At 43.9% G+C, this 20,266-nt stretch carries 20 protein-coding genes; 7 read left to right on the forward strand and 13 right to left on the reverse strand.

Translation table 11 applies throughout. The annotated features are described in order from the left end of the window. Window positions 1-6: 6 nt before the first annotated feature. The 6 genes from lpxD to HMPREF1212_RS25510 form a co-directional block, all read right to left on the reverse strand. The gene (gene lpxD / locus HMPREF1212_RS25485; protein WP_046151656.1) at window positions 7-1,047 is read right to left on the reverse strand and encodes a UDP-3-O-(3-hydroxymyristoyl)glucosamine N-acyltransferase; all 1,041 of its coding nucleotides are present in this window, start codon (window positions 1,045-1,047) and stop codon (window positions 7-9) included. An 87-nt stretch (window positions 1,048-1,134) separates the two neighbouring features. Continuing rightward, on the reverse strand, window positions 1,135-1,977 hold the full coding sequence (gene pyrF, locus HMPREF1212_RS25490) for an orotidine-5'-phosphate decarboxylase (RefSeq protein ID WP_046151657.1): 843 nt from the start codon (window positions 1,975-1,977) through the stop codon (window positions 1,135-1,137). A gap of 27 nt (window positions 1,978-2,004) precedes the next feature. After that, window positions 2,005-3,111, reverse strand: coding sequence for a peptide chain release factor 1 (gene prfA / locus HMPREF1212_RS25495; RefSeq protein ID WP_028727028.1), 1,107 nt, complete (start codon window positions 3,109-3,111; stop codon window positions 2,005-2,007). A gap of 8 nt (window positions 3,112-3,119) precedes the next feature. Further along, the gene (locus HMPREF1212_RS25500; protein ID WP_046151658.1) at window positions 3,120-4,286 is read right to left on the reverse strand and encodes an AIR synthase related protein; all 1,167 of its coding nucleotides are present in this window, start codon (window positions 4,284-4,286) and stop codon (window positions 3,120-3,122) included. Window positions 4,287-4,331: 45 nt separating this feature from the next. Further along, window positions 4,332-5,237, reverse strand: coding sequence for a glucosaminidase domain-containing protein (locus HMPREF1212_RS25505; RefSeq protein WP_046151659.1), 906 nt, complete (start codon window positions 5,235-5,237; stop codon window positions 4,332-4,334). An 85-nt stretch (window positions 5,238-5,322) separates the two neighbouring features. Next, entirely contained in the window at window positions 5,323-6,054 is a 732-nt protein-coding gene (locus HMPREF1212_RS25510) for a class I SAM-dependent methyltransferase (protein ID WP_046151660.1), read from the reverse strand. A gap of 78 nt (window positions 6,055-6,132) precedes the next feature. Here HMPREF1212_RS25510 and HMPREF1212_RS25515 point away from each other — a divergent pair, with 78 nt between their 5' ends. After that, window positions 6,133-6,606: a cytidine deaminase gene (locus HMPREF1212_RS25515; protein ID WP_046151661.1), complete on the forward strand. Its 474-nt coding sequence runs from the start codon at window positions 6,133-6,135 to the stop codon at window positions 6,604-6,606. Window positions 6,607-6,668: 62 nt separating this feature from the next. On the opposite strand, the gene HMPREF1212_RS25520 is transcribed toward HMPREF1212_RS25515, so the two are convergent. From HMPREF1212_RS25520 to HMPREF1212_RS25540, 5 genes are all read right to left on the reverse strand, one after another. Further along, the gene (locus tag HMPREF1212_RS25520) at window positions 6,669-8,417 is read right to left on the reverse strand and encodes a phospho-sugar mutase (RefSeq protein ID WP_046151662.1); all 1,749 of its coding nucleotides are present in this window, start codon (window positions 8,415-8,417) and stop codon (window positions 6,669-6,671) included. Between the two features lie 124 nt (window positions 8,418-8,541). Beyond that, the gene (locus tag HMPREF1212_RS25525) at window positions 8,542-10,227 is read right to left on the reverse strand and encodes a M23 family metallopeptidase (RefSeq protein ID WP_046151663.1); all 1,686 of its coding nucleotides are present in this window, start codon (window positions 10,225-10,227) and stop codon (window positions 8,542-8,544) included. Between the two features lie 13 nt (window positions 10,228-10,240). Next, window positions 10,241-11,281, reverse strand: a complete 1,041-nt coding sequence (locus HMPREF1212_RS25530) for an endonuclease/exonuclease/phosphatase family protein (RefSeq protein ID WP_046151664.1) — start codon at window positions 11,279-11,281, stop codon at window positions 10,241-10,243. 12 nt (window positions 11,282-11,293) lie between these two features. Beyond that, entirely contained in the window at window positions 11,294-12,808 is a 1,515-nt protein-coding gene (locus HMPREF1212_RS25535) for a right-handed parallel beta-helix repeat-containing protein (RefSeq protein WP_046151665.1), read from the reverse strand. Between the two features lie 150 nt (window positions 12,809-12,958). Further along, window positions 12,959-14,416, reverse strand: coding sequence for an aminoacyl-histidine dipeptidase (locus HMPREF1212_RS25540; RefSeq protein WP_046151666.1), 1,458 nt, complete (start codon window positions 14,414-14,416; stop codon window positions 12,959-12,961). A gap of 147 nt (window positions 14,417-14,563) precedes the next feature. On the opposite strand from HMPREF1212_RS25540, the gene HMPREF1212_RS25545 reads away from it, so the two are divergent. Together HMPREF1212_RS25545 and HMPREF1212_RS25550 are read left to right on the forward strand one after the other, a co-directional pair. Continuing rightward, on the forward strand, window positions 14,564-14,782 hold the full coding sequence (locus HMPREF1212_RS25545) for a hypothetical protein (RefSeq protein ID WP_028727038.1): 219 nt from the start codon (window positions 14,564-14,566) through the stop codon (window positions 14,780-14,782). Window positions 14,783-14,805: 23 nt separating this feature from the next. Then, complete coding sequence (locus HMPREF1212_RS25550; RefSeq protein ID WP_028727039.1) at window positions 14,806-15,411, forward strand: OmpH/Skp family outer membrane protein; 606 nt, start codon at window positions 14,806-14,808, stop codon at window positions 15,409-15,411. A gap of 200 nt (window positions 15,412-15,611) precedes the next feature. Here HMPREF1212_RS25550 and HMPREF1212_RS25555 read toward each other — a convergent pair whose 3' ends face one another. Both HMPREF1212_RS25555 and HMPREF1212_RS25560 read right to left on the reverse strand, forming a co-directional pair. Next, window positions 15,612-15,941, reverse strand: coding sequence for a hypothetical protein (locus tag HMPREF1212_RS25555; RefSeq protein ID WP_028727040.1), 330 nt, complete (start codon window positions 15,939-15,941; stop codon window positions 15,612-15,614). Next, on the reverse strand, window positions 15,941-16,246 hold the full coding sequence (locus HMPREF1212_RS25560; RefSeq protein WP_028727041.1) for an FtsB family cell division protein: 306 nt from the start codon (window positions 16,244-16,246) through the stop codon (window positions 15,941-15,943). The genes HMPREF1212_RS25555 and HMPREF1212_RS25560 overlap by 1 nt, the downstream gene beginning before the upstream one ends. A 70-nt stretch (window positions 16,247-16,316) precedes the next feature. On the opposite strand from HMPREF1212_RS25560, the gene HMPREF1212_RS25565 reads away from it, so the two are divergent. The 4 genes from HMPREF1212_RS25565 to HMPREF1212_RS25580 all read left to right on the forward strand — a co-directional run bounded on the left by HMPREF1212_RS25565 (window position 16,317) and on the right by HMPREF1212_RS25580 (window position 20,260). Next, window positions 16,317-18,128: a DNA polymerase III subunit gamma/tau gene (locus HMPREF1212_RS25565; RefSeq protein ID WP_046151667.1), complete on the forward strand. Its 1,812-nt coding sequence runs from the start codon at window positions 16,317-16,319 to the stop codon at window positions 18,126-18,128. A gap of 111 nt (window positions 18,129-18,239) precedes the next feature. After that, window positions 18,240-18,881: a COG1361 family protein gene (locus HMPREF1212_RS25570; protein ID WP_028727043.1), complete on the forward strand. Its 642-nt coding sequence runs from the start codon at window positions 18,240-18,242 to the stop codon at window positions 18,879-18,881. Further along, window positions 18,878-19,753 (forward strand): helix-turn-helix domain-containing protein, encoded by an 876-nt coding sequence (locus HMPREF1212_RS25575; RefSeq protein ID WP_046151668.1) that lies wholly within the window; start codon window positions 18,878-18,880, stop codon window positions 19,751-19,753. The genes HMPREF1212_RS25570 and HMPREF1212_RS25575 overlap by 4 nt, the downstream gene beginning before the upstream one ends. Before the next feature lie 87 nt (window positions 19,754-19,840). Continuing rightward, window positions 19,841-20,260, forward strand: a complete 420-nt coding sequence (locus HMPREF1212_RS25580) for a pyridoxamine 5'-phosphate oxidase family protein (protein ID WP_028727045.1) — start codon at window positions 19,841-19,843, stop codon at window positions 20,258-20,260. The last annotated feature ends 6 nt before the right edge of the window (window positions 20,261-20,266 follow it).

A 20,266-nucleotide genomic window follows, 5' to 3' on the forward strand; every position in this document is an offset into this window, starting at 1 on the left:
CGTATATTATTTATTGATTTCTTTCTTTAATTGTTCGATCTCGCGTTGCAACTGTCCGAGTGTGCGGTACATATCCGGCAAGCGGTTGAATACGGCACTCGAGCGCATGAAGTTTTTCGCGTCGATGGCCGGGGCACCTAATACCGTTTTGGCTTCCTTGATGTCGCTGATTACACCCGATTGCGCACCGAATACCACATGGTCGGCAATATGGATATGTCCTGCCAGGCCGACCTGTCCGCCAAACATACAATGGCTACCGATCTTTACCGATCCGGCGATACCTACCTGGGCTGCCATTACTGTATTTTCGCCTACTTCAACGTTGTGGGCAATCTGAACCAGGTTGTCCAGCTTCACGCCACGATGAATGATGGTCGAGCCCATTACGGCACGGTCGATGGTCGTATTGGCTCCCACTTCGACATTGTCTTCCAGGACAACATTACCCAACTGCGGGATCTTCTTGTAATTCTCTCCTTCGGGAGCAAAACCGAAACCGTCCGAACCGATCACCGAACCGGCGTGCAGGATACAGTTGTTTCCGATTTTACATCCGTTGTATATGGTTGTATGCGGGTAGAGGATGCAGTTATCTCCAATGGTAACACCATCACCGATGTATGCGTTAGGAAATATCTGGCAGTTCTTACCCAGCTTTACGTTTTCTCCGATATAGGCAAAATTGCCGACATAGCAATCTTCTCCCAATGTAGCCGAGGCTGCAATAAAGGCAGCCGAAGATACTCCGGCTTTTTTCGGTTTCGACTGTTCTACCAGGTTGAGTAACATGGCAAGAGCAGCGTATGCATTTTCAACTTTAACCAAAGTTGCTGTAATTTGTTCAGCCGGAGAAAAGTCGTTATTCACCAGTACAATGCTAGCTTCCGTATTATAGATATATTGTTCATACTTAGGATTGGCCAGGAATGATAATGTTCCGGGTTGTCCTTCTTCTATTTTTGAGAAGTTGCTGACTTTCACTTCAGGATTGCCTTCCACGGTTCCGCCAAGAAAGTCCGCTATTTGTTGGGCTGATAACTCCATTACTTATTTTGTTAATTGTATTTGAATTGAGACTGCTCCACTAAGAATAAAGCAGTTTGCAAAAATGGTGAAAATAATTGGGATAGCCTATGCTTTGCAGGGAATAATTCCCTTATCATGCAGATATCCTGCCATTTCACGCTGTACTTCCCCTGCTGCTTTGCGGGCAAATGAGGCAAAATTTTCTGATTTATCAGCATAAATGATCGCACGGGAAGAGTTGACCAACAGGCCACATTCGTCGTTCATCCCGTATTGAGCCACTTCGTGAAGGCTGCCTCCCTGTGCTCCGACACCCGGAACCAGCAGGAAATGATTGGGGGCATACTTACGGATATCAAGGAACATTTTTCCCTGCGTAGCACCGACAACATACATCATTTGTTCGTCGGTAGCCCAATCTTGCGACTTCTTCAGTACTTTTTCGAACAGACGTTCGCCGTTGGCATCTTCTGTCATCTGGAAATCCTGTGAGCCTTTGTTCGATGTCAATGCCAGTAGGATCACCCAGGCTTCCGGATAGATCAGGAACGGTTTCACGCTGTCTTCACCCATATAAGGAGCAACCGTTACGGCATCTACCTTGATATGATCGAAGAAAGAGCGGGCATACATTTCGGATGTGTTACCGATATCACCGCGTTTTGCATCGGCAATGATGAACTGATCCGGATAGTTCTCGCGCAGGTAAGCGACAGTCTTTTCGAAAGAAAGCATACCTGTTACGCCCAGACTTTCGTAGAAAGCCAGGTTCGGTTTGTAAGCTACGCAATAATCGGCGGTAGCATCGATGATCGCTTTGTTGAAAGCAAAGATCGGATCTTCTTCAGAAAGTAAATGCTGCGGGATCTTTTTTATATCTGTATCCAATCCGACGCAAAGGAAGGATTGTTTCTTTTTGATGTTCTCGAATAATTGTTGCTTGTTCATCTTGTTTCGTGTCAAATAATGAAATTGTTATAATTCGGCTTCTTTCAGGCGTTCTGCATTTTCGGCAACAGTCAGTTGGTCGATGCAGGCTTGTATATCGCCGTCCATGAAAGCAGACAGATTGTAAATCGTGTAGTTAATACGATGATCTGTAATACGTCCCTGCGGGTAATTGTATGTACGGATCTTCGCGGATCGGTCGCCCGACGAAACCATTGTCTTACGTTTGTTGGCAATGTCGTCGAGGTATTTCTGATGTTCTTTGTCATATATGAAAGAACGCAGGCGTGTAAGGGCCCGTTCTTTATTTTTCGGTTGGTCGCGCGTTTCCGTACATTCGATCAGGATCTCTTCGCTTACGCCGGTGTTCGGATTTTTCCAGACATACCTCAAACGTACGCCCGACTCTACCTTGTTCACATTCTGTCCACCGGCACCACCTGAGCGGAAAGTATCCCACTTAATTTCACCTTCGTTGATTTCAACATCAAATTCATCCGCTTCGGGAAGTACTGCTACCGTGGCAGCAGATGTATGAACACGTCCCTGGGTTTCGGTACTGGGCACACGTTGAACACGGTGCACGCCCGATTCATATTTAAGTGTGCCATATGCTTTCTCACCGCTAACGGTGAAAATGATTTCTTTGTATCCGCCCGATGAACCTTCGCTACAACTCGACAAGGCGACTTTCCAACCTTTGGTTTCGCAGTATTTCATGTACATGCGATAGAGGTCGCCGGCAAAAAGGGCAGCTTCATCGCCTCCCGTTCCGCCACGTATTTCAACGATCGCATTCTTGTCGTCTTCGGGATCGCTCGGAACAAGCAGCAGTTTGATTTCTTCTTCCAGTTCCGGGATACGGGCATTGCAGGCTTCGAGCTCTTCGCGCGCAATCTCCCTCATTTCGGGATCCTGCTCCGTGTCAAGCATCTGCCGTGCTTCTTTTATGCCATTCAGTGTATTGACATATTCGTTTCGGGTAGCCACGATCTTCTCCAGATCGCGGTACTCTTTATTGAGTTTAACAAACCGTTTCATATCGGCAATCACTGCCGGGTCGGTAATAAGTGTTCCGACCTCTTCAAAACGGCTTACCAGTCCGTCTAGTCTTCCTAATATATTATCAGCCATTTATCAGATTAATATATGAAGCGACCTTTTTCGCTTTCAATAATCAATTCATTCTTATCCGCTTCTTCTACGAAGCCTACAATTTGTGCATCAATGTTGAAGCTTTTGGCAATCGCGATCACTTCTTCTGCATGTTCGGGCGACAGGTATATTTCCATGCGGTGTCCCATGTTGAACACTTTATACATTTCGCTCCAGTCGGTTCCGCTTTGTTCCTGAATGATACGGAAGAGGGGTGGGACAGGGAACAGGTTGTTCTTTGTCACACGCTTGTTTTCTACGAAATGCATTACTTTGGTTTGTGCACCGCCTGAACAATGTACCATCCCGTGGATCTCAGAACGCAGTTTGTCCAGTAACACTTTGATTACCGGCGCGTATGTGCGGGTGGGGGATAATACCAGTTTACCGGCATCGATACCCAGTTCTTCGATCTTGTCGGTCAGCTTCAGCCCGCCCGAATAAACTAATTCGTCGGGAACGGCAGCATCATAGCTTTCCGGATATTTCTCAGCCAGATATTTGGCAAATACGTCGTGACGGGCAGAGGTCAAACCGTTGCTGCCTGTTCCGCCGTTATATTCTTTTTCATAAGAGGCTTGTCCATAAGAGGCCATGCCGACAATGACGTCGCCACCCTTTATTCGGCTGTTGTCAACAACGTCTGCCCGTTTCATGCGGCAGGTCACGGTGCTGTCTACAATGATTGTGCGAACCAGGTCGCCTACATCGGCAGTCTCGCCGCCGGTGGCATAACAGCCAACGCCCATTTCACGCAATTCGGCCAGCAGTTCGTCTGTACCGTTGATGATTGCCGAGATAACTTCTCCGGGAATTAAGAGCTTGTTACGTCCGATGGTGGATGAAACAAGGATATTATCGACTGCGCCCACGCACAGCAGGTCGTCGATGTTCATGATCAGTGCATCCTGTGCAATACCTTTCCACACAGACAAGTCACCGGTTTCTTTCCAGTACATGTAAGCCAGGGATGATTTTGTTCCGGCTCCGTCAGCGTGCATAATGTTGCAATATTCAGGATCACCGCCTAATATATCGGGGATGATCTTACAAAATGCTTTAGGGAATATTCCCTTGTCGATGTTCTTTATTGCATTGTGAACATCTTCTTTTGAAGCGGATACACCGCGCAGGTTGTAACGTTGGTCACTCATTGTTTTTACGTATTTGGCCGCAAAGATACTATTTTTTTGTCTTACTTATCTAAGTTTTAGTACATCTCCTTCTTCAGGAATGTAATCTTTGTCTTTTTTATTTATCTTATACAGGCTCTTGATTTGTATTCCGTATTTCTGGGAGATACTATGCATAGATTCTCCGATCTGTACAACATGGTCGTAATAAGGCTTGTCGGCCTTCTTTTTCTTCTTTTCCAGATAGACGATATCGCCTTTCTGCAACGGGAAGTCTTCGGGTACTTCATTGAACTTCTTCAGGTCTTTGACCTTAAAGTCCAGGCTTTGTGCGATCCGGTCGAAGCTGTCGTTTTCCTTGGCATATACATACAACAGGCCGAATGTCCTGTATATGGTGTATCTCAGTTTAGGATATTTCTGTTTTTCTCTTTCTTTTTGTGATATTTTATGCCCTTTACCCGTGTCATAACGATAGAGTTCGTAATCTTCGATCACTTTGATTAATTTGTTGGCATAAGCGCGATCGGTAGCATAACCGCATTTTTGCAGACCTCTGGCCCAGCCTTTATAGTCTGTTATTTTCAGATCGAACAACCGTTCGTAGCGCGAACGTAGCAGGAACTTGGAATGGTCTTCGTATGAATCTTCCACCCGTTTGTATTTGCGAAAGCATTCGCCGCGCAGGTCGTCGTCATGGTAAACGCGTCCACCCCGCCAGTCGGAATGACATTTGATGCCGAAATGGTTGTTCGAACGCCGTGCCAGGTCGCTTTGTCCGGCTCCGGATTCGAGAAGCCCCTGTGCCAGTGTGATACTGGCGGGGATTTTATATTTCTTTTGGTGTTGTACGGCCAAGTCGCTATAGGTTTTTATATACTTTTCGTAGGAAGGTACTTTGCGCTGGGTAGCAGCTTCCGCGAATGTTGTAATAAAAAATAACAGGCAAATAATCCGTATCGTTAATTTCATAAAATGAGTCCTCTAAAGTATTTATTTTCGCAAAGATAATGAAGCTGGGGATATATTACTTCAAAATAATCTATAAAATACTAGTCTATATCCGGTGGATTTTGGCCAGATAGTCAAAATGTTCCCCCTCTTTTATCATCTCCGCTTTAAACCCATTGTTGGCAGCATGAAGGCTGAGCGTTTGAAAATCTATGTACAGCCAGTCGAAGCTATCGCCTTTGATGTTTTTGTATTGCATACGGAAATCTACTTCGCCGTAATAATCGTCTTCAGGGTCGATATCGAGGTTTCCGTCTTCGTCTTCGAACAGGTAGCGCAGGTCTGAAGAGTCCATTAGAACGCATCCACCCGGAGCAAGCAGTCTTTTTATCGTTTGAAAGAAGATCGGAAGATTAGCGATCCTGCCGACAATTCCCGAACCGTTCATCAATAACAGGATCGTATCGAACGAACCGGTAAATTGTTGGCTGAAGAAGTTTTGCAGGGCAACGTCTTTCACACCTCTTTTCTGCATGGTTTCTATTGAAAGCGGGGATATATCGATAGCCTTTACCTCTTTTCCCATTTCCTGCAGGGCTAGCGAGTGGCATCCGCTACCGGCTCCCACGTCCAGGATTTTACCCGTACTTATGCGGAGCGCTTCTCGCTCTGCCTCCGGCATTTCATCGAAGTTACGGAATAATTGTTTCACCGGGATCTCATCTTCATCGAACATAGAAGAGAATACACGGAGTTTAGTTGCTTTTCCGTTTGCATAATAATCGGAAATAGCCGCGCCCATCGGGTCTTTATCGGGTGTGAGTAAAGAGATTTGCATATCCTGAGATGGATTTATTTGTAATTTATCCGGCAAAGATACAAATTTACTATCTTTGTTTATCTAATAATTGATCCTATGAAAGAAATCAGACTGGAAACTAAGATTACTGTTTATCCCCTGAATGAAGTGCCGGATGAAGAACTACCTTTGGTTCATGCCGCATTGAAAGCGACGGAACAATCGTATGCGCCTTACTCCAAATTCCATGTCGGTGCCGCGGCTTTGCTGGCTGACGGTACGATTGTGACGGGAAGTAACCAGGAAAATGCCGCTTATCCTTCCGGATTATGTGCCGAGCGGGTTACTTTATTCCATGCCGGACACCAGTATCCGGATATTCCGGTCATTGCTCTGGCAATAGCTGCGGCAACGGGAGGAAAGCAGGTGGAAAGTATTTCGCCTTGCGGTGCTTGCCGGCAGGTATTGCTCGAAACGGAGCAACGATATGGAAAACCTGTAAAAGTATTGCTTTGCGGGACGAAGGATGTGATGGTGGCCCCGAGTGCGGCTTCCCTTTTACCCCTTTGCTTTGGAAAGGATAATCTTTAGAAAAAGAAACGGGGCAAGAAGTAATACTTCCTGCCCCGTTATATTTTAAATCAACTCTCTGATCAGATGCCCAGAGATACTTTGATCTGGTTGATCTTTTCTTCAGCCGCTTTTTCTGCTTCAGGCAGATCTTCCAGGCTTTTCACCTTAGAGTGAACTTCGCAGTAGAATTTGATCTTCGGCTCTGTTCCGGAAGGACGGATGGAAACTTTCGTGTTGTCTTCTGTGAAATATTGCAGCACATTGGAAGTTGTCGGCATATCCAAAGTGATTGTTTCCTTGTCAATATAGCTGTAACCTTTCAGTGAAGCGTAATCGTAGAACAAAGACACTTTAGAACCTGCAATTTCCTGCAACGGGTTTTCACGGAAGTTCTTCATCATTGCTTCGATTTCTTCAGCACCGCTCTTGCCTTTCTTTACAACAGAGATACCTTTTTCTTTTGAGAAACCGTATTGTACGTAGATGTTCTGTAATAACTGGTACATTGTGATGCCCTGGTCTTTGGCCCATGCGGCAATTTCAGCCAGGATAGCACATGCAGAAACAGCATCTTTGTCGCGAACGAAGTCTTCACAAAGGAAACCGTAGCTTTCTTCACCGCCACCGATATAGTTCTTCTTGCCTTCGTTTTTCTTCATTACGTCGGCAATCCATTTGAAACCGGTGTAAACGTCGTATAATTCAACGCCGTTGCGTTCTGCTATCGTGCGGATCAGTTCGGTTGTAACGATTGTTTTTACAATGTATTCCTTACCGTTTACTTTGCCTAGTTCTTTCCAGCGTGTGATCAGGTAATAAACGAACATCAAGGCTGTCTGGTTACCGTTCAGCAATACCCATTCGCCGTCATTATTCTTAACGGCAGCACCTACACGGTCGGCATCCGGGTCTGAAGCCAGTACCAGGTCGGCATCTGTTTCTTTTGCTTTTTCAACAGCCATTGCCAAAGCAGCCGGTTCTTCCGGGTTCGGAGAAACAACTGTAGGGAAATCACCGCTTACCACATCCTGTTCGGGGACATGGATTACGTTTGTGAATCCGAATGCTTTCAATGTATCCGGAATGATCTGTACACCTGTCCCGTGGATCGGAGTGTAAACGATCTTCATATCGTGATGACGTTTGATTGCTTCCGGTGAAAGGGAAATTGTAGTCAAAGCGTCGATATACAGATTATCTATTTCTTTACCGATAATTTCGATCAGTTCCTTATTGCCTTTGAATTTGATATCGCTGGCATTACGGATCTTGTTAACTTCGGCAATTGTGTTACGGTCGTGCGGAGCGATCATCTGTGCGCCGTCGTCCCAGTAAGCTTTATAGCCGTTATATTCTTTCGGATTGTGGGAAGCTGTCAGGATAATACCGCTCTGACATCCCAGTTTACGGATTGCAAAAGACATTTCCGGAGTCGGACGAAGATCTTCGAACATGTACACTTTAATACCGTTGGCAGAGAAGATATCTGCCGATATTTCGGCAAACTTGCGGCTGTTGTTACGGCAGTCATGGCCGATAACGACTTTGATCTGGTCAAGTCCTGAAAATTCTTTTTTCAGGTAGTTTGACAGTCCCTGAGTGGCAGCACCTACAGTATAGATGTTCATACGGTTGGTACCTACTCCCATAATACCTCTTAAGCCTCCAGTTCCGAATTCAAGGTCTTTGTAGAACGATTCGATCAGTTCTGTCGGGTCTTCGTTGTCCAGCAGAGCCTGAACTTGTGCTTTTGTTTCGGCATCATAACTTTTAGTAAGCCAGCTTTGCGCTTTGCTTCTTACCATTTCTAACAGTTCGTTGTTTTCCATACCCAAATATCTTGCATTTAATATATATGTTATTTCTTAAGTTATCGAGAAAACAAAGATACAAATTAATTGATTTAAACAATGGCTCGTGTCCTTATTTTCAAGAAAAAAGAAAAGTTCTTTTTTACCACGTAAACGGATATGTATAAGATGATTGATTTCCGCAGGCATCTGTTACATCCAGTTTCAATGTGTGTTTTCCTCTTGTCAGGCGCTCTTTGTCGAAGTGGTAAGTGATGACGGAACGGCTATTCATCTCAAAAAGAACGTATTGTCCGTCTATTTCTCCCCGATAGGTTTGTACGCCGCTCAGATTGTCGGATAGCCTGAACGAAATGGCTTGTTTACTAACCCATGTCGCCGGATTGAGAGGGGTAATGGTAGGAGGTACAATGTCTTGTCCGAGTGAGTAAGTTCCCAGTTCTTTGATGTCGGCATCGATCCATCCGTTGCGGTAAACTCCTCCTGTCCACGATCTGCGCCCGTTCAGTATGCGTACGACTCCATATTGTTGTTTGTTTTCAAGCGTATCGGTTTGTAGCCGTAAGGATAACTTGGCCGATTTATGCAGGGCGACCGGTTTGTTGTGTAATGTATGTGTTGCTCCTAAAGCGGTGCTGTCTTCTTTGACCGTGTAACGGAAATACAGGTCGTCATAAAGATTTCCCTTGGGGATTGCCAGCCGGATTCCTTTAGCTCCGAAACGGTTGTCGCTCCACCAATGGAATAATTCCGTGTTGTCTGTATCAATTTCAGGAATTGGCTGTTCTTTCCCTTCTATCCGGATGGATAGTTGCGTCGTGTTGCCGAAGGCATCCGCCAGGCGGTAGGTCAGATGATAGGTGCGCGGTTCGTCGATTGTCAGGATTCCCCGTTTGACGCTTTCGATAAAGCGGAGACGGTTGCCCGGATCGACAAAGCTCTTTATATAGAACGAACGGTGCTCTTTCCATTCTTCAAAATCGGTAAAACTGTTCAGGTACCGGGTTTCATCGAAGGCAAAACGATTCAGGTCACTTCGGAAGATCACCTGGCTGTCGGCCATAAGTGTAATATCCCTGATACCATATATATTAGTGGTGTTGTCCATGTAATCGTATCCTTTTACGGCAAGGCCGATCTCACCCCATGCTTCGATTTTGCCGGTCAGTGTTTGCTTGCCGTTTTTTGCCGTTACCGGTTTAAGTTCCAGTTTCCGCCGGCTACCGTTTACTACACCTTTTCCTGGCATAGGGTAGACCATGATTCCCTGTATTTGCGGAGGACGAGTGTCTTGTATCAGGTCTTTATAATAATCGATCGGGTCCATCGGCTCTTCTGTTTCCGTGTCGCGTACTTCAAAGTGAAGATGCGGGCCACCGGAACTTCCTGTATTTCCACTCAGGGCAACTAGCTCACCCTCTTTTACTGGTAGTTCTTCCGGTGTGAGCGTCAGGTTTACATTGAAACTTTCCTGTTCGTATTGCTTTTCTTTGACGTAAGCCGCTATTTTGCCGGAGAATTTTTGTAAATGACCGTAAACGGTCGTCGTTCCGTCCGGATGGGTGATATATAAACCGTTTCCGTATCCCCACGGGCTGACCGAGATACGCGAGACATATCCGTCTTGTACGGAATGGATCGGTTTCCCTTCTACGCCCTGTGTTTTGAAGTCTATTCCGGAATGGAAATGGTTGCTTCTCAGTTCTCCGAAATTCCCACTTAAAAGGACAGGAATATCCATTGGCTTTCTAAGTTGTTGAGCTTTCGCTGTGACGGTTGTAATTCCGGTTAAAAAGCAGAATCCTACCAATATATGATGTATCTTCATATCTTCTTTTTATTCAATCTTCGATAGGCAAAGATAGTAAAAAGTCGGTAATAAGGGGTAAATGATCGCTATAGCCTCCTTCATATTTGAAACCGTAGTAGGTGCGTGCCGGACGATTGCCGTGCCAGGTTTTGTCTTTGGTGAATAGAAATTCGGGAGTAAATATCCGGATACTTTCGGGGATGACGTACATACGTGATTCTTTATCGATCAGATTTCCGGAGACGATGATCTGGTCGAGCTGGCTCCATTCTCCCTGGTATTTATGAGTTCCCGGGAAATTAAGCGTATGGCGGTCTGCAAAAAGATTATAAAGGGAAGATGCGTCGGGGGCTGTGCTAACGGGGTGTGCGGATAGAATCCGGGTGATACTGCTGTTTTCGGGCGTATCGTTAAAGTCTCCCATGATAAGTAATTGCGGAGTCGCACGGATTTGCATCAGCGAATCGCAAAGGTTTCGCAAAGTACGGGCGGCATCAAAGCGGTCTGCTTCGCTTTCTTTTTCTCCACCGTAGCGGGAGGGAAGGTGACAGACGAAGATATCTAATGTATCCGAAGTCAAAACTTTTCCCCATACATGGAGGATATTGCGGGTGTGTTTATGTTGTTTGCGGGTAAAGATTACCGGATGCTCCTGATGTCCTATATATCCGAATTTATCCCGTTGGTAAAGGAGAGCCGTGTTGATACCTCTGGTGTCGGAGCCGTGCGTCATACAATAGTGATAATGTTGCATCTTTAGCGGTGTCCGGTTGAGAAGGTGAATCAATACAGAGTCATTTTCCACTTCGCAGAGTCCGACCAAAGCCGGAGTGCTCCATTCGCCGGCAGCACTGATTACTTTGGCTATCTGTTGAAGTTTGTGATAATAACGTCCGCGTGTCCAGTGGCGATTTCCGGTTGGAAGGAAATCATTATCGTTTTTATCCGGATTATCGTTGGTGTCGAACAGGTTCTCGACATTATAGCTCATCACTCTGAAATCAAGCTGGGCACTTATGGGCTGCGTGATGAATGATAAAACGTAAATAATGATAGTTAAGGTTTTGATCATATCTGATTGTTTTTATTTGTCTTCTTCCTTTGGTACATATTCGTAAGCACCGATATCGGGGCCGTCGTTTGTGAGACGGTTAACGCCATAACGGTCGATAGGATACTTTTGTGTAACAAAGAGATCAGCTTTGCCGACACCGGGTGTTGTCTCTTTGTCAGGACGGAAATCATACATATATTTATTCTTATCTCCGCCTGTCATTCTATATTCCATCTTGTTTTCATCTTTTTCTGTGACAAAGATGATATCTTTGAACTTGTCGTCTTTCATCTCCTGCAATTTTATAACGCAGTGATTAAACTGATAATTTTGATTGTTGCTTTGCAAAATCGTTCCAAGTTTAATTCTCAGTTCTCCGCTTTCCAGATTCTTTCCTGCAGAGTGGTTTCCATCTATTATGCAATTATCAAAATAGGCCTGTTCCATATTATATGATACAGAGTTGTAGTCGGTGAGGAGGCTTAATGTATAGCTATTATCTTCTTTCCCATCAGAAGGTGAGTTTCGTTTCTTTAGAGTCATGTAGTTGGCAATTGTACAATGAGTGAAACTGTATTTGCCTCCTGCTAGTAAAACGACGTCAGCTGTAGCGTTTGTAAACTCACTGTTTGTCGCTTCTATATTACTGTTGATCGCTTTGAAAGCAAAACCGTCCATGTTGGTAATCTGTGAATTGTTGATCTTCAGTTTTGACTTTTCCGGATCAGAAGGTTCACAATAAATGCCGTTGTTTCCGTTGCGTACTATTACATTATTAAATACATTGTCAAAACTTTCCTGTTTGAATATAATACCTTCCCATTGTCCGGGTGTCCGGTCGTAGGGTAACAGATCATTCAATATGAAATCAAGACGGTCGCCACGGAAAACGATCGGTTTATCCATCGTGCCATTGGCTATGATAGTTCCTTTTGAAATTATTTTAGCTTTGTCATGCATGTAGAAACCTGCTCCTTCTTCAATCTCTACGGTTACACCTTCGTCGATAGTCAGACTGTCATATATAAGGTAGGGACGTTCGGCAGTAAGTTTAGTATCTTCCGTCAATACTTTTCCCCCCTTGATCAGGTTGACATCCTGTCCGCATGCTTCCAGCAGAACGGATTGTTTAACCCCGTTAAAGAAGAATACGATCGAGTCCTGAACCAATAGTGGCTGATCTTTTCCGTTCGGATTGACAGTTACTTCTACAAAGATGTACAGACTGTCTTTGCCGGCTATCCGAACGTTATCGAAGTTGTCTCCTTTACGTCCGTCTACATTAATGCGGAACCCACTGGTAGCAGGTGATGCTTGAATAACTCTCTCAATGTTTAGTGGTTGGTCGTTTCTGTTGTAAACCATGAATTGTTTCGTTGCTGAACCAATAGTTGTGAAAACAGTATCGAATGATAATGTATCCGTAGAGAAACTCAACCGATGATTCGGATTGGTCGAATAGTTTTCGTCCAGCCCGTCGCATCCAGCCAACAGGTTGAGTAATATGGTAAATACTATGAGCAACGGCGCGGTAATCTTTTTCATTTTCTCTGAATGTTAAAATATATGCCTTTGTGTTCTTGTTTCTCAATAAACAAACCATTTATAAAGAAAGTTTTCAGGCATTAACATAAAAAAAGAGGAAAAACACGGTCAAAGTGTTAATCCTCTTTCTATAACGTGAAATATTAAAGTTTATTTTGCCGGGATGCTTTTTAATAATTCCAAAAGATGAGCCCACCATAAACCTACGGTCTTAATTTCGATCCGTTCGTTCGGAGAGTGAACGTCTCTTAATGTCGGCCCGAAAGAAATCATATCCAGATTAGGATATTTTTCGAGGAATAAACCACATTCCAGTCCGGCGTGGATAGCCATGATCTTGGCATCCTTGTTGAATAGACGTTTGTAAGATTCCTGTGCTACTTTCAGAATTTTAGAATCCGGGTTCGGCGCCCATCCCGGATAGCCATCGCCATGAGTTACTTTAGCTCCTGCCAGCAGGAAAGTGGCAGCAACCTGGTTTGCAACTGCGATCTTGCATGATTCAATGGAACTGCGTTGGCTGGTTCCGACCACGATTGTGTTGCCTTCTTTCATTTTAACTGAAGCCAGATTAGTGGAGGTTTCCACCAGACCTTCGATATCATGGCTCATACCGATCACACCGTGTGGGCAGGCATGCAGCGAGTAGATCAGTTTTTGGGTAGTCTCAGTATCGATGCGTGTTGCAGGCTGATCGGCCGATTCCATTACCAACTGTACATTCGGATCTACATGTTTCAGCTCATTTTCAACGTCAGCAGCAAAATGATTCAGCATAACGCGTACTTTCTCTTTATCTTCCGGGTGCAAACCGACTACAGCATGTGCTTCGCGGGCAATCGCATTGCGCAGGTTTCCTCCGTCAATAGAACAAAGAGCAAAATCAAACTGCTGCTGCATTAAGAATAAGAAACGAACCAGTATCTTATTGGCATTACCCAGTCCTTTATGGATCTCGCCACCGGAGTGACCGCCATTCAGGCCTTTCACATCAATACGGAAATATTGCATGTTGGGGGAAGTGGCAAGCGGTTCATAATGGAAAACAGCTTGTGTATCTTTTCCTCCGGCACAACCCATAAAGATTTCGCCTTCATCTTCGCTATCCAGGTTTAACAGGATTTCGCCTGTCATAAACCCTTTTTCAAGCGCTTTAGCTCCTGTCAGGCCTGTTTCTTCATCAACCGTAAACAGGCATTCTATCGGCCCGTGTTCGATATCATCGGAAGCCAGGATAGCGAGTTCGGCAGCTACACCGATACCATTGTCGGCACCGAGTGTTGTTCCGTTTGCACGCAACCAGTCACCGTCAACAATTGTTTCGATCGGATCGTTGTCAAAATCATGTGCAGTACCGTTATTTTTCTCGCAAACCATATCCATATGCGACTGAAGCACAACAACCGGGAGGTTCTCTTTTCCGGGCGTTGCAGGCTTCGACATCAGGATATTTCCTGCAGCATCTTTCTTTATAGCGATTTTATACTCTTTTGCGAACGTTTCCAGAAACTGGATCATTTTGCCTTCCTTCTTTGAAGGGCGGGGCACTTGTGTTACCTGATGGAAGAACTTCCAAACGATTTCAGGCTTTAAGTCAGTAATCTTCATAATGTTACAATATATTATAGTTATTACTATATAGTTAATAATGTGATCGTTTTCCGAGTTGTGTATGAAAAAAAGTAGAATTAAATACCAAAAAGATACTTTATAATCACTTAAACTCTTATATTTGCGTCCACAAATATAGAGAAAATGCTTACAACGATATTGCTTACGGTCATAATTCTTGTTATTTGTGTTGTGTTGCTTGCAATAAAAGTGATATTCAAGAAGGGAGGAAGATTCCCGAATACACATGTCGGAGGCAACAGAGCACTGGGTAAAAAAGGTATACATTGTGCCAAGACACAAGACCGCGAACAGGCGAAGCAAAAGAATCTATATGATAGAGTAAAAGAAATAGAAGAATAAAATAAGGATTTAATTTACACTTTATGAAGAACATTAACTACGTAATTAATGGTGTGCTCGCGGTGGCTGTCGTGATATTGTTCGTTATGCAATTCTCCGACAAGAAAGAATCAACAGTTACAAAAACATTTGCATCAGGAGAAGGTGATTCCATAAACTTACTTCCTATTGCCTATGTCAATGTAGATTCACTTTTGCTTAATTATAACTATTTCAAGGACTTGAATGAACAGCTCTTGAAAAAAGAAGAAAATTCACGTGCTAATGTAACACAGCAGGCACGGACTTTACAGACCGAAGTACAGGAATTTTATCGTAAAATGGAAAATAACGCTTTCCTTACTCGCGAAAGAGCTCAGCAGGAGCAGGAACGTCTGATGAAAAAAGAACAGGAATTAAAAGACCTGGATGCAAAACTGTCACAAGATTTGCTGATGGAACGTCAGAAGTTGAACGAACAACTGCGTGACACTGTAGTTTCTAAATTAAAAGTGTACAATAAAGAAAAAGGATATCAGGTGATTTTCAGCAATACAGCTGAAGATAATATTCTGTTAGCCGGTGACTCTTATGATATTACCAACGAGCTGATCGACTTATTGAATAAAAGCTATTCAACCGGAAAATAAGCAGTATCTAACGATATACAAAAAAGCCGTTGCATTATATTGCAACGGCTTTTTTTATGTCATTCCGTTTTTTTTATAGTTATGTAGAGAATAATACCCACTTAGGTGGGTAAAGTTCCCCACTACAATGGGGTTATCTCCCCATATATGTGGGTGAAATTCCCCACATTATAAAACAGAGTGGGGAAAAATGGAAGGGATTATTTTTGTTGCTTTCCGGAAACGAATGATGAATAGAGCTGCAGTACCGCTGCAATTGTCAGGCAGATAATCCACTCTTTCATATCTTTGAACATCAGACCGGATGCACAGATCATCAGGACGGAGGCAATCACGTTGAAACGGTGTAACCTGCGTTCGCGAAACTCCATATCTTTAGTGGAGAGAGTCAGGTGGCAGACTGCCATACCTGCCGCTCCAACGGCAAACAGATAAGGAGCCAAAAACCATTTGGTCAGGAATAGGATTGCACCTGCCAGTATCAGTAATCCGGCAATACTGAAAATGATTGTTCTTGCTTTTTGATTCATTATTTCTTTTTGATGATATAGACGTCTTCATTCGGCTTCTTCATGAAATACTCTTCACGGGCGAAGCGTTCCAGACCCTCTTTGTCGGTATGAAGATCGTTCAGTTTCTTACTGTTTATCTCGATTTCTTTCTGATAATGTTTGATCTCTTTTTCCAGGCTGCGTATCTTTTCATCGTACGTATAGCGTTTATACAAGTTGCTGTCGCCCACTGTGAAAGTAAGGATCAAGAATCCGATGATAACCAGCCAGTAGGCGTTTATCCTGGAAAGATACTTGTTGTAAAAGTCTTTTATGCGTGACATGGAACTTCGTTTTTGCAAAGGTAAATGAATTATTTTGTATATCTTTGTGTTGTCAAAAAAAAAGCAAAGAATGGACAATTATATTGTATCGGCAAGAAAATACCGCCCCTCTACTTTCCGTAGTGTCGTAGGGCAAAAGTCTCTTACCACTACACTAAAAAATGCAATACAAAGTAACAAGCTTGCTCATGCCTATCTGTTTTGCGGACCGCGTGGTGTCGGAAAAACTTCATGTGCACGAATCTTTGCGAAGACGATCAACTGTCTGACTCCGACAGCCGATGGAGAAGCCTGCAACGAGTGCGAATCCTGTCAGGCTTTCAACGAACAACGTTCCTATAACATTCATGAACTGGATGCAGCCTCCAACAACTCGGTAGACGATATCCGTTCGCTGATCGATCAGGTGCGTATTCCGCCGGCAATCGGTAAATATAAAGTATTCATCATCGATGAGGTGCACATGTTGAGCTCGGCCGCTTTCAATGCGTTCCTGAAAACGCTGGAAGAACCGCCTCACCATGCCTTGTTTATTTTGGCAACTACCGAGAAACATAAAGTTCTTCCGACTATTCTGTCGCGTTGCCAGATATATGATTTTTCCCGCATATCGATTGCCGATATGGTAGAACATCTGGAATATGTCGCTTCCCGGGAGAATGTAACGGCAGAACCGGAAGCATTGAACGTTATTGCCCAGAAAGCCGATGGCGGTATGCGCGATGCTTTGTCTATTTTTGACCAGGTGGTCAGCTTTACCAATGGTAATATCACTTATCAGGCTGTAATCGATAACCTGAATGTACTGGACTATGAATATTATTTCCGCCTGACAGATTCGATCTTGGCCGGAAATGTCCGTTCGTCTATCCTGACGCTGAATGAAATATTGAGCAAAGGGTTCGATGGGCAGAATATCATTACCGGTCTGGCAGCTCATTTCCGTGACCTGCTGGTCTGCAAGGATGAAGCTACGCTGATCTTGTTTGAGGTGGGCGCTTCCATCCGTGAGCGTTATAAAGAGATGGCAAAACGTTGTCCGGATCAATTGTTGTTTAAGGCGATCGAACTGGCCAATACTTGTGATTTGAACTATCGGGCCAGTCGTAACAAACGGCTGCTGCTTGAATTGACCCTTATCCAGCTATGCCAGCTTAGCAATGCCGGGCAAGCGGTAGACGATAAAAAAAAAGGACTGATTGAACCTATTGCTTCCGGCTCTCCGGGACAAGCTGTTAGTCAAGGTGCGCAGCCGGTTAATCAGGGACAACCTGCCCGTCAGCCGGTTCAACCCGGTCAGCCTTATCCGCAACAACCGGTTAATCAGGGTAACGATAATGGCCGTGTGATAGCAACAAACATGCCTTCTTCGGCAACCGTTATTCCGCAGAGCCCTTCGGCTGCACCGCCTAAAAAAGCGAATCGTCCTCCTCATTTGGGGACATCGTTGAAGGAGATCGGTGTGGAAAAACCTAAAAATCAAACAGTACAACAAAATACGCAGGCTGTTCAGGAAGTGGTAACACCTTTCGGTGAGGACGAGTTGGTTCGTGTTTGGGATGCTTATGCTGCAAGTATAGATAAGAAGGTGTATCTAAAGAATACGATGATAAATTGCAAGCCGGTTTTGCAGGAAAATTACTTTTTCGAGGTGGGTGTGCATAATCCGGGACAGCAGGATGAGTTAAGTAACGGCTGTGTCGATCTGCTTAACTATTTGCGTGTACAGCTTAAAAATACACGGATTCAGATGCGTGTCCGTATCATTGAGGCAAACGAAAAACATCTGGCTTATACTTCTACTGAGAAGTTTGAACATTTGCTCAGTGTCAATCCTGTTCTGGGAAAACTGAAAGATGAATTTAACCTGACGTTGGATTGATCCCGTTTGTTATATCATTTTTTATCTGTTTAGACGAATCTTATAACGTTTTTGATCAGGCTTATTCGCTAAATGTTTGTAATTTAGCGGATAAGTAAACTGGTTATGATTATGAGAATAAAGAATTGGCTCCTGTTTCTGATGATACCTGTGATTGGAACAGGGTGTGCAACGATGGATCCGGCATCACGAACGATCGTTGGTTCGCAGGTCGGGATGTTGGCCGGTACGGTTACCGGTGCAGTAATCGGACACTCTATTGGTGGATATCGGGGTGAAGCGATCGGCTCTTTTGTCGGTTCCGTCGGAGGAACAGTTGTTGGTGCTGCGGCGGCATCTTCTCAAAACCAGCGTAATAACGGTTATACCCAAAGGAATGAGGGAAGGATTTATCAAAGTTCTTACGTTGTGATTGAAGATATATACCTGGAAGACCGTAACGGCAATCAGATGATCGATGCCGGAGAGACCTGTCGTATCTCCTTCATTATACGTAATGATGGTCAGAAAACAGTTTATAGTATTGAACCTGTCGTAAAGGCTGAAAGTGGAACTAAATATCTGAAATTATCGAATCCGGCCATAATCCGTGAGATCCGTCCGAACGGGCGTGTAAGTTATACTATAACCGTTTATGCCGGGCCAAAATTGAAAAGTGGAGAGGCTGCCTTCTCCATCCGTCTCAAGGATTCAAACGGCTATCTGACAGAAAAGGAAACTTTCAGGGTTCCGACACGGGCAAGTTATAAATGAAAAGAGCGATACCTCGATATACTTTCTATAAAAACAAGTATGGCAGCGAGCTGCTAGTCGATGTCGTTGACTTGAAAAGTATCAAAAAGTATTTGGAAAAGACCCCGGTGCATACATTGACTTATTATGATATCACATTTATAACTGAAGGCACCGGAAGTTTTTCTATCGATAATCAAGTCTATAAAGCCTGCCCCGGTGATGTGATCTTTTCAAAACCCGGTGAAATACGTACTTGGGATAAGGATGGTATAACCAATGGATATGCACTTATTTTTGAAGAAGAATTTTTATCCTCATTCTTTAAGGATGATCAGTTTGTCCGGCACCTTTCTTTTTTTGATTCCGGAAAGACTGCATCCAGGTTACATCCGGCAGACTTCCTTTTCATACGATTTCTGCAGCAGATACACAATATAAAGGAAGAAATCAGTCTCTATGGACGACATGGAGATCATATACTTAGAGCACAACTATATGAAATACTGATGCTTCTCGACAGAGTCTATACGGAGGACGGTATACCATTTGCATCTCCCAAAGAAGGGCGAAGTCTCCATATCGATAATTTTGTCCACTGGGTGGATACGTCTTTTAAAGAACAACATGCCGTGGCTTATTATGCGGATAAGTTATGTCTCACTCCGAATTATCTGAATGAGCTTGTGACATTATCCATGCAGATAAGTGCCAAACAGTATATTTGTAATAAAATAATAGGAGAGGCCAAACGATTGTTGACCTATACCGACTTACCCGTTTCTGAGATCGCTGCAATACTAACCTATGAAACTGTATCTTATTTTATTCGTTTTTTCCGGATGCATACCGGACAAACCCCTTTGGCATACCGGAAAGCTCATAAACCGTAAAAAGTGATATTTCTCCCATTCTTTTTATTCTGTCCCCGGCCAGGCTTTTCCTTATCTTCGCCGGTGTAAATATATAATAATTCAATTATGAGAGATTCAGCGAAGACAATAGGAAATATTGTCGATAAACAAACTGTAGCTTTCCTCGGCTCGATCGACCAGGAAGGGTTTCCGAATATTAAAGCTATGCTGCAACCCCGTAACCGGGAAGGTATCCGTACGTTTTATTTTAGCACTAACACCTCTTCGATGCGGGTTGCACAGTTCAAGGAGAATAACCGTGCTTGTGTTTACTTTTGTGACAGGCGATTTTTCAAAGGTGTAATGCTGAAAGGTACTATCGAAGTTCTGACTGATCCTGCCAGTAAAGAAATGATATGGATGCCCGGAGATACAATGTATTATAAAGAAGGGGTTACTGATCCGGATTATTGTGTGCTGAGGTTCACAGCTTTTTCGGGAAGGTTCTATAGCGGATTTAAGTCTGAAGATTTTAGTGTTGAATAATGCCGG

This window comes from Parabacteroides sp. HGS0025, assembly GCF_000969845.1.
Taxonomy (GTDB): Bacteria; Bacteroidota; Bacteroidia; order Bacteroidales; family Tannerellaceae; genus Parabacteroides; species Parabacteroides gordonii.

Excerpts from the sequence above, each read along its gene's own strand:
- HMPREF1212_RS25550 (WP_028727039.1), top strand. The coding sequence starts at position 14,806 with ATGAAGAACATTAACTACGTAATTAATGGTGTGCTCGCGGTGGCTGTC.
- HMPREF1212_RS25525 (WP_046151663.1), bottom strand. The coding sequence starts at position 10,227 with ATGAAGATACATCATATATTGGTAGGATTCTGCTTTTTAACCGGAATT.
- HMPREF1212_RS25515 (WP_046151661.1), top strand. The coding sequence starts at position 6,133 with ATGAAAGAAATCAGACTGGAAACTAAGATTACTGTTTATCCCCTGAAT.
- HMPREF1212_RS25510 (WP_046151660.1), bottom strand. The coding sequence starts at position 6,054 with ATGCAAATCTCTTTACTCACACCCGATAAAGACCCGATGGGCGCGGCT.
- HMPREF1212_RS25545 (WP_028727038.1), top strand. The coding sequence starts at position 14,564 with ATGCTTACAACGATATTGCTTACGGTCATAATTCTTGTTATTTGTGTT.
- HMPREF1212_RS25505 (WP_046151659.1), bottom strand. The coding sequence starts at position 5,237 with ATGAAATTAACGATACGGATTATTTGCCTGTTATTTTTTATTACAACA.
- HMPREF1212_RS25555 (WP_028727040.1), bottom strand. The coding sequence starts at position 15,941 with ATGAATCAAAAAGCAAGAACAATCATTTTCAGTATTGCCGGATTACTG.
- HMPREF1212_RS25520 (WP_046151662.1), bottom strand. The coding sequence starts at position 8,417 with ATGGAAAACAACGAACTGTTAGAAATGGTAAGAAGCAAAGCGCAAAGC.
- HMPREF1212_RS25565 (WP_046151667.1), top strand. The coding sequence starts at position 16,317 with ATGGACAATTATATTGTATCGGCAAGAAAATACCGCCCCTCTACTTTC.
- HMPREF1212_RS25540 (WP_046151666.1), bottom strand. The coding sequence starts at position 14,416 with ATGAAGATTACTGACTTAAAGCCTGAAATCGTTTGGAAGTTCTTCCAT.
- HMPREF1212_RS25500 (WP_046151658.1), bottom strand. The coding sequence starts at position 4,286 with ATGAGTGACCAACGTTACAACCTGCGCGGTGTATCCGCTTCAAAAGAA.
- HMPREF1212_RS25560 (WP_028727041.1), bottom strand. The coding sequence starts at position 16,246 with ATGTCACGCATAAAAGACTTTTACAACAAGTATCTTTCCAGGATAAAC.
- HMPREF1212_RS25530 (WP_046151664.1), bottom strand. The coding sequence starts at position 11,281 with ATGATCAAAACCTTAACTATCATTATTTACGTTTTATCATTCATCACG.
- HMPREF1212_RS25580 (WP_028727045.1), top strand. The coding sequence starts at position 19,841 with ATGAGAGATTCAGCGAAGACAATAGGAAATATTGTCGATAAACAAACT.
- HMPREF1212_RS25535 (WP_046151665.1), bottom strand. The coding sequence starts at position 12,808 with ATGAAAAAGATTACCGCGCCGTTGCTCATAGTATTTACCATATTACTC.
- HMPREF1212_RS25570 (WP_028727043.1), top strand. The coding sequence starts at position 18,240 with ATGAGAATAAAGAATTGGCTCCTGTTTCTGATGATACCTGTGATTGGA.
- HMPREF1212_RS25575 (WP_046151668.1), top strand. The coding sequence starts at position 18,878 with ATGAAAAGAGCGATACCTCGATATACTTTCTATAAAAACAAGTATGGC.
- pyrF (WP_046151657.1), bottom strand. The coding sequence starts at position 1,977 with ATGAACAAGCAACAATTATTCGAGAACATCAAAAAGAAACAATCCTTC.
- lpxD (WP_046151656.1), bottom strand. The coding sequence starts at position 1,047 with ATGGAGTTATCAGCCCAACAAATAGCGGACTTTCTTGGCGGAACCGTG.
- prfA (WP_028727028.1), bottom strand. The coding sequence starts at position 3,111 with ATGGCTGATAATATATTAGGAAGACTAGACGGACTGGTAAGCCGTTTT.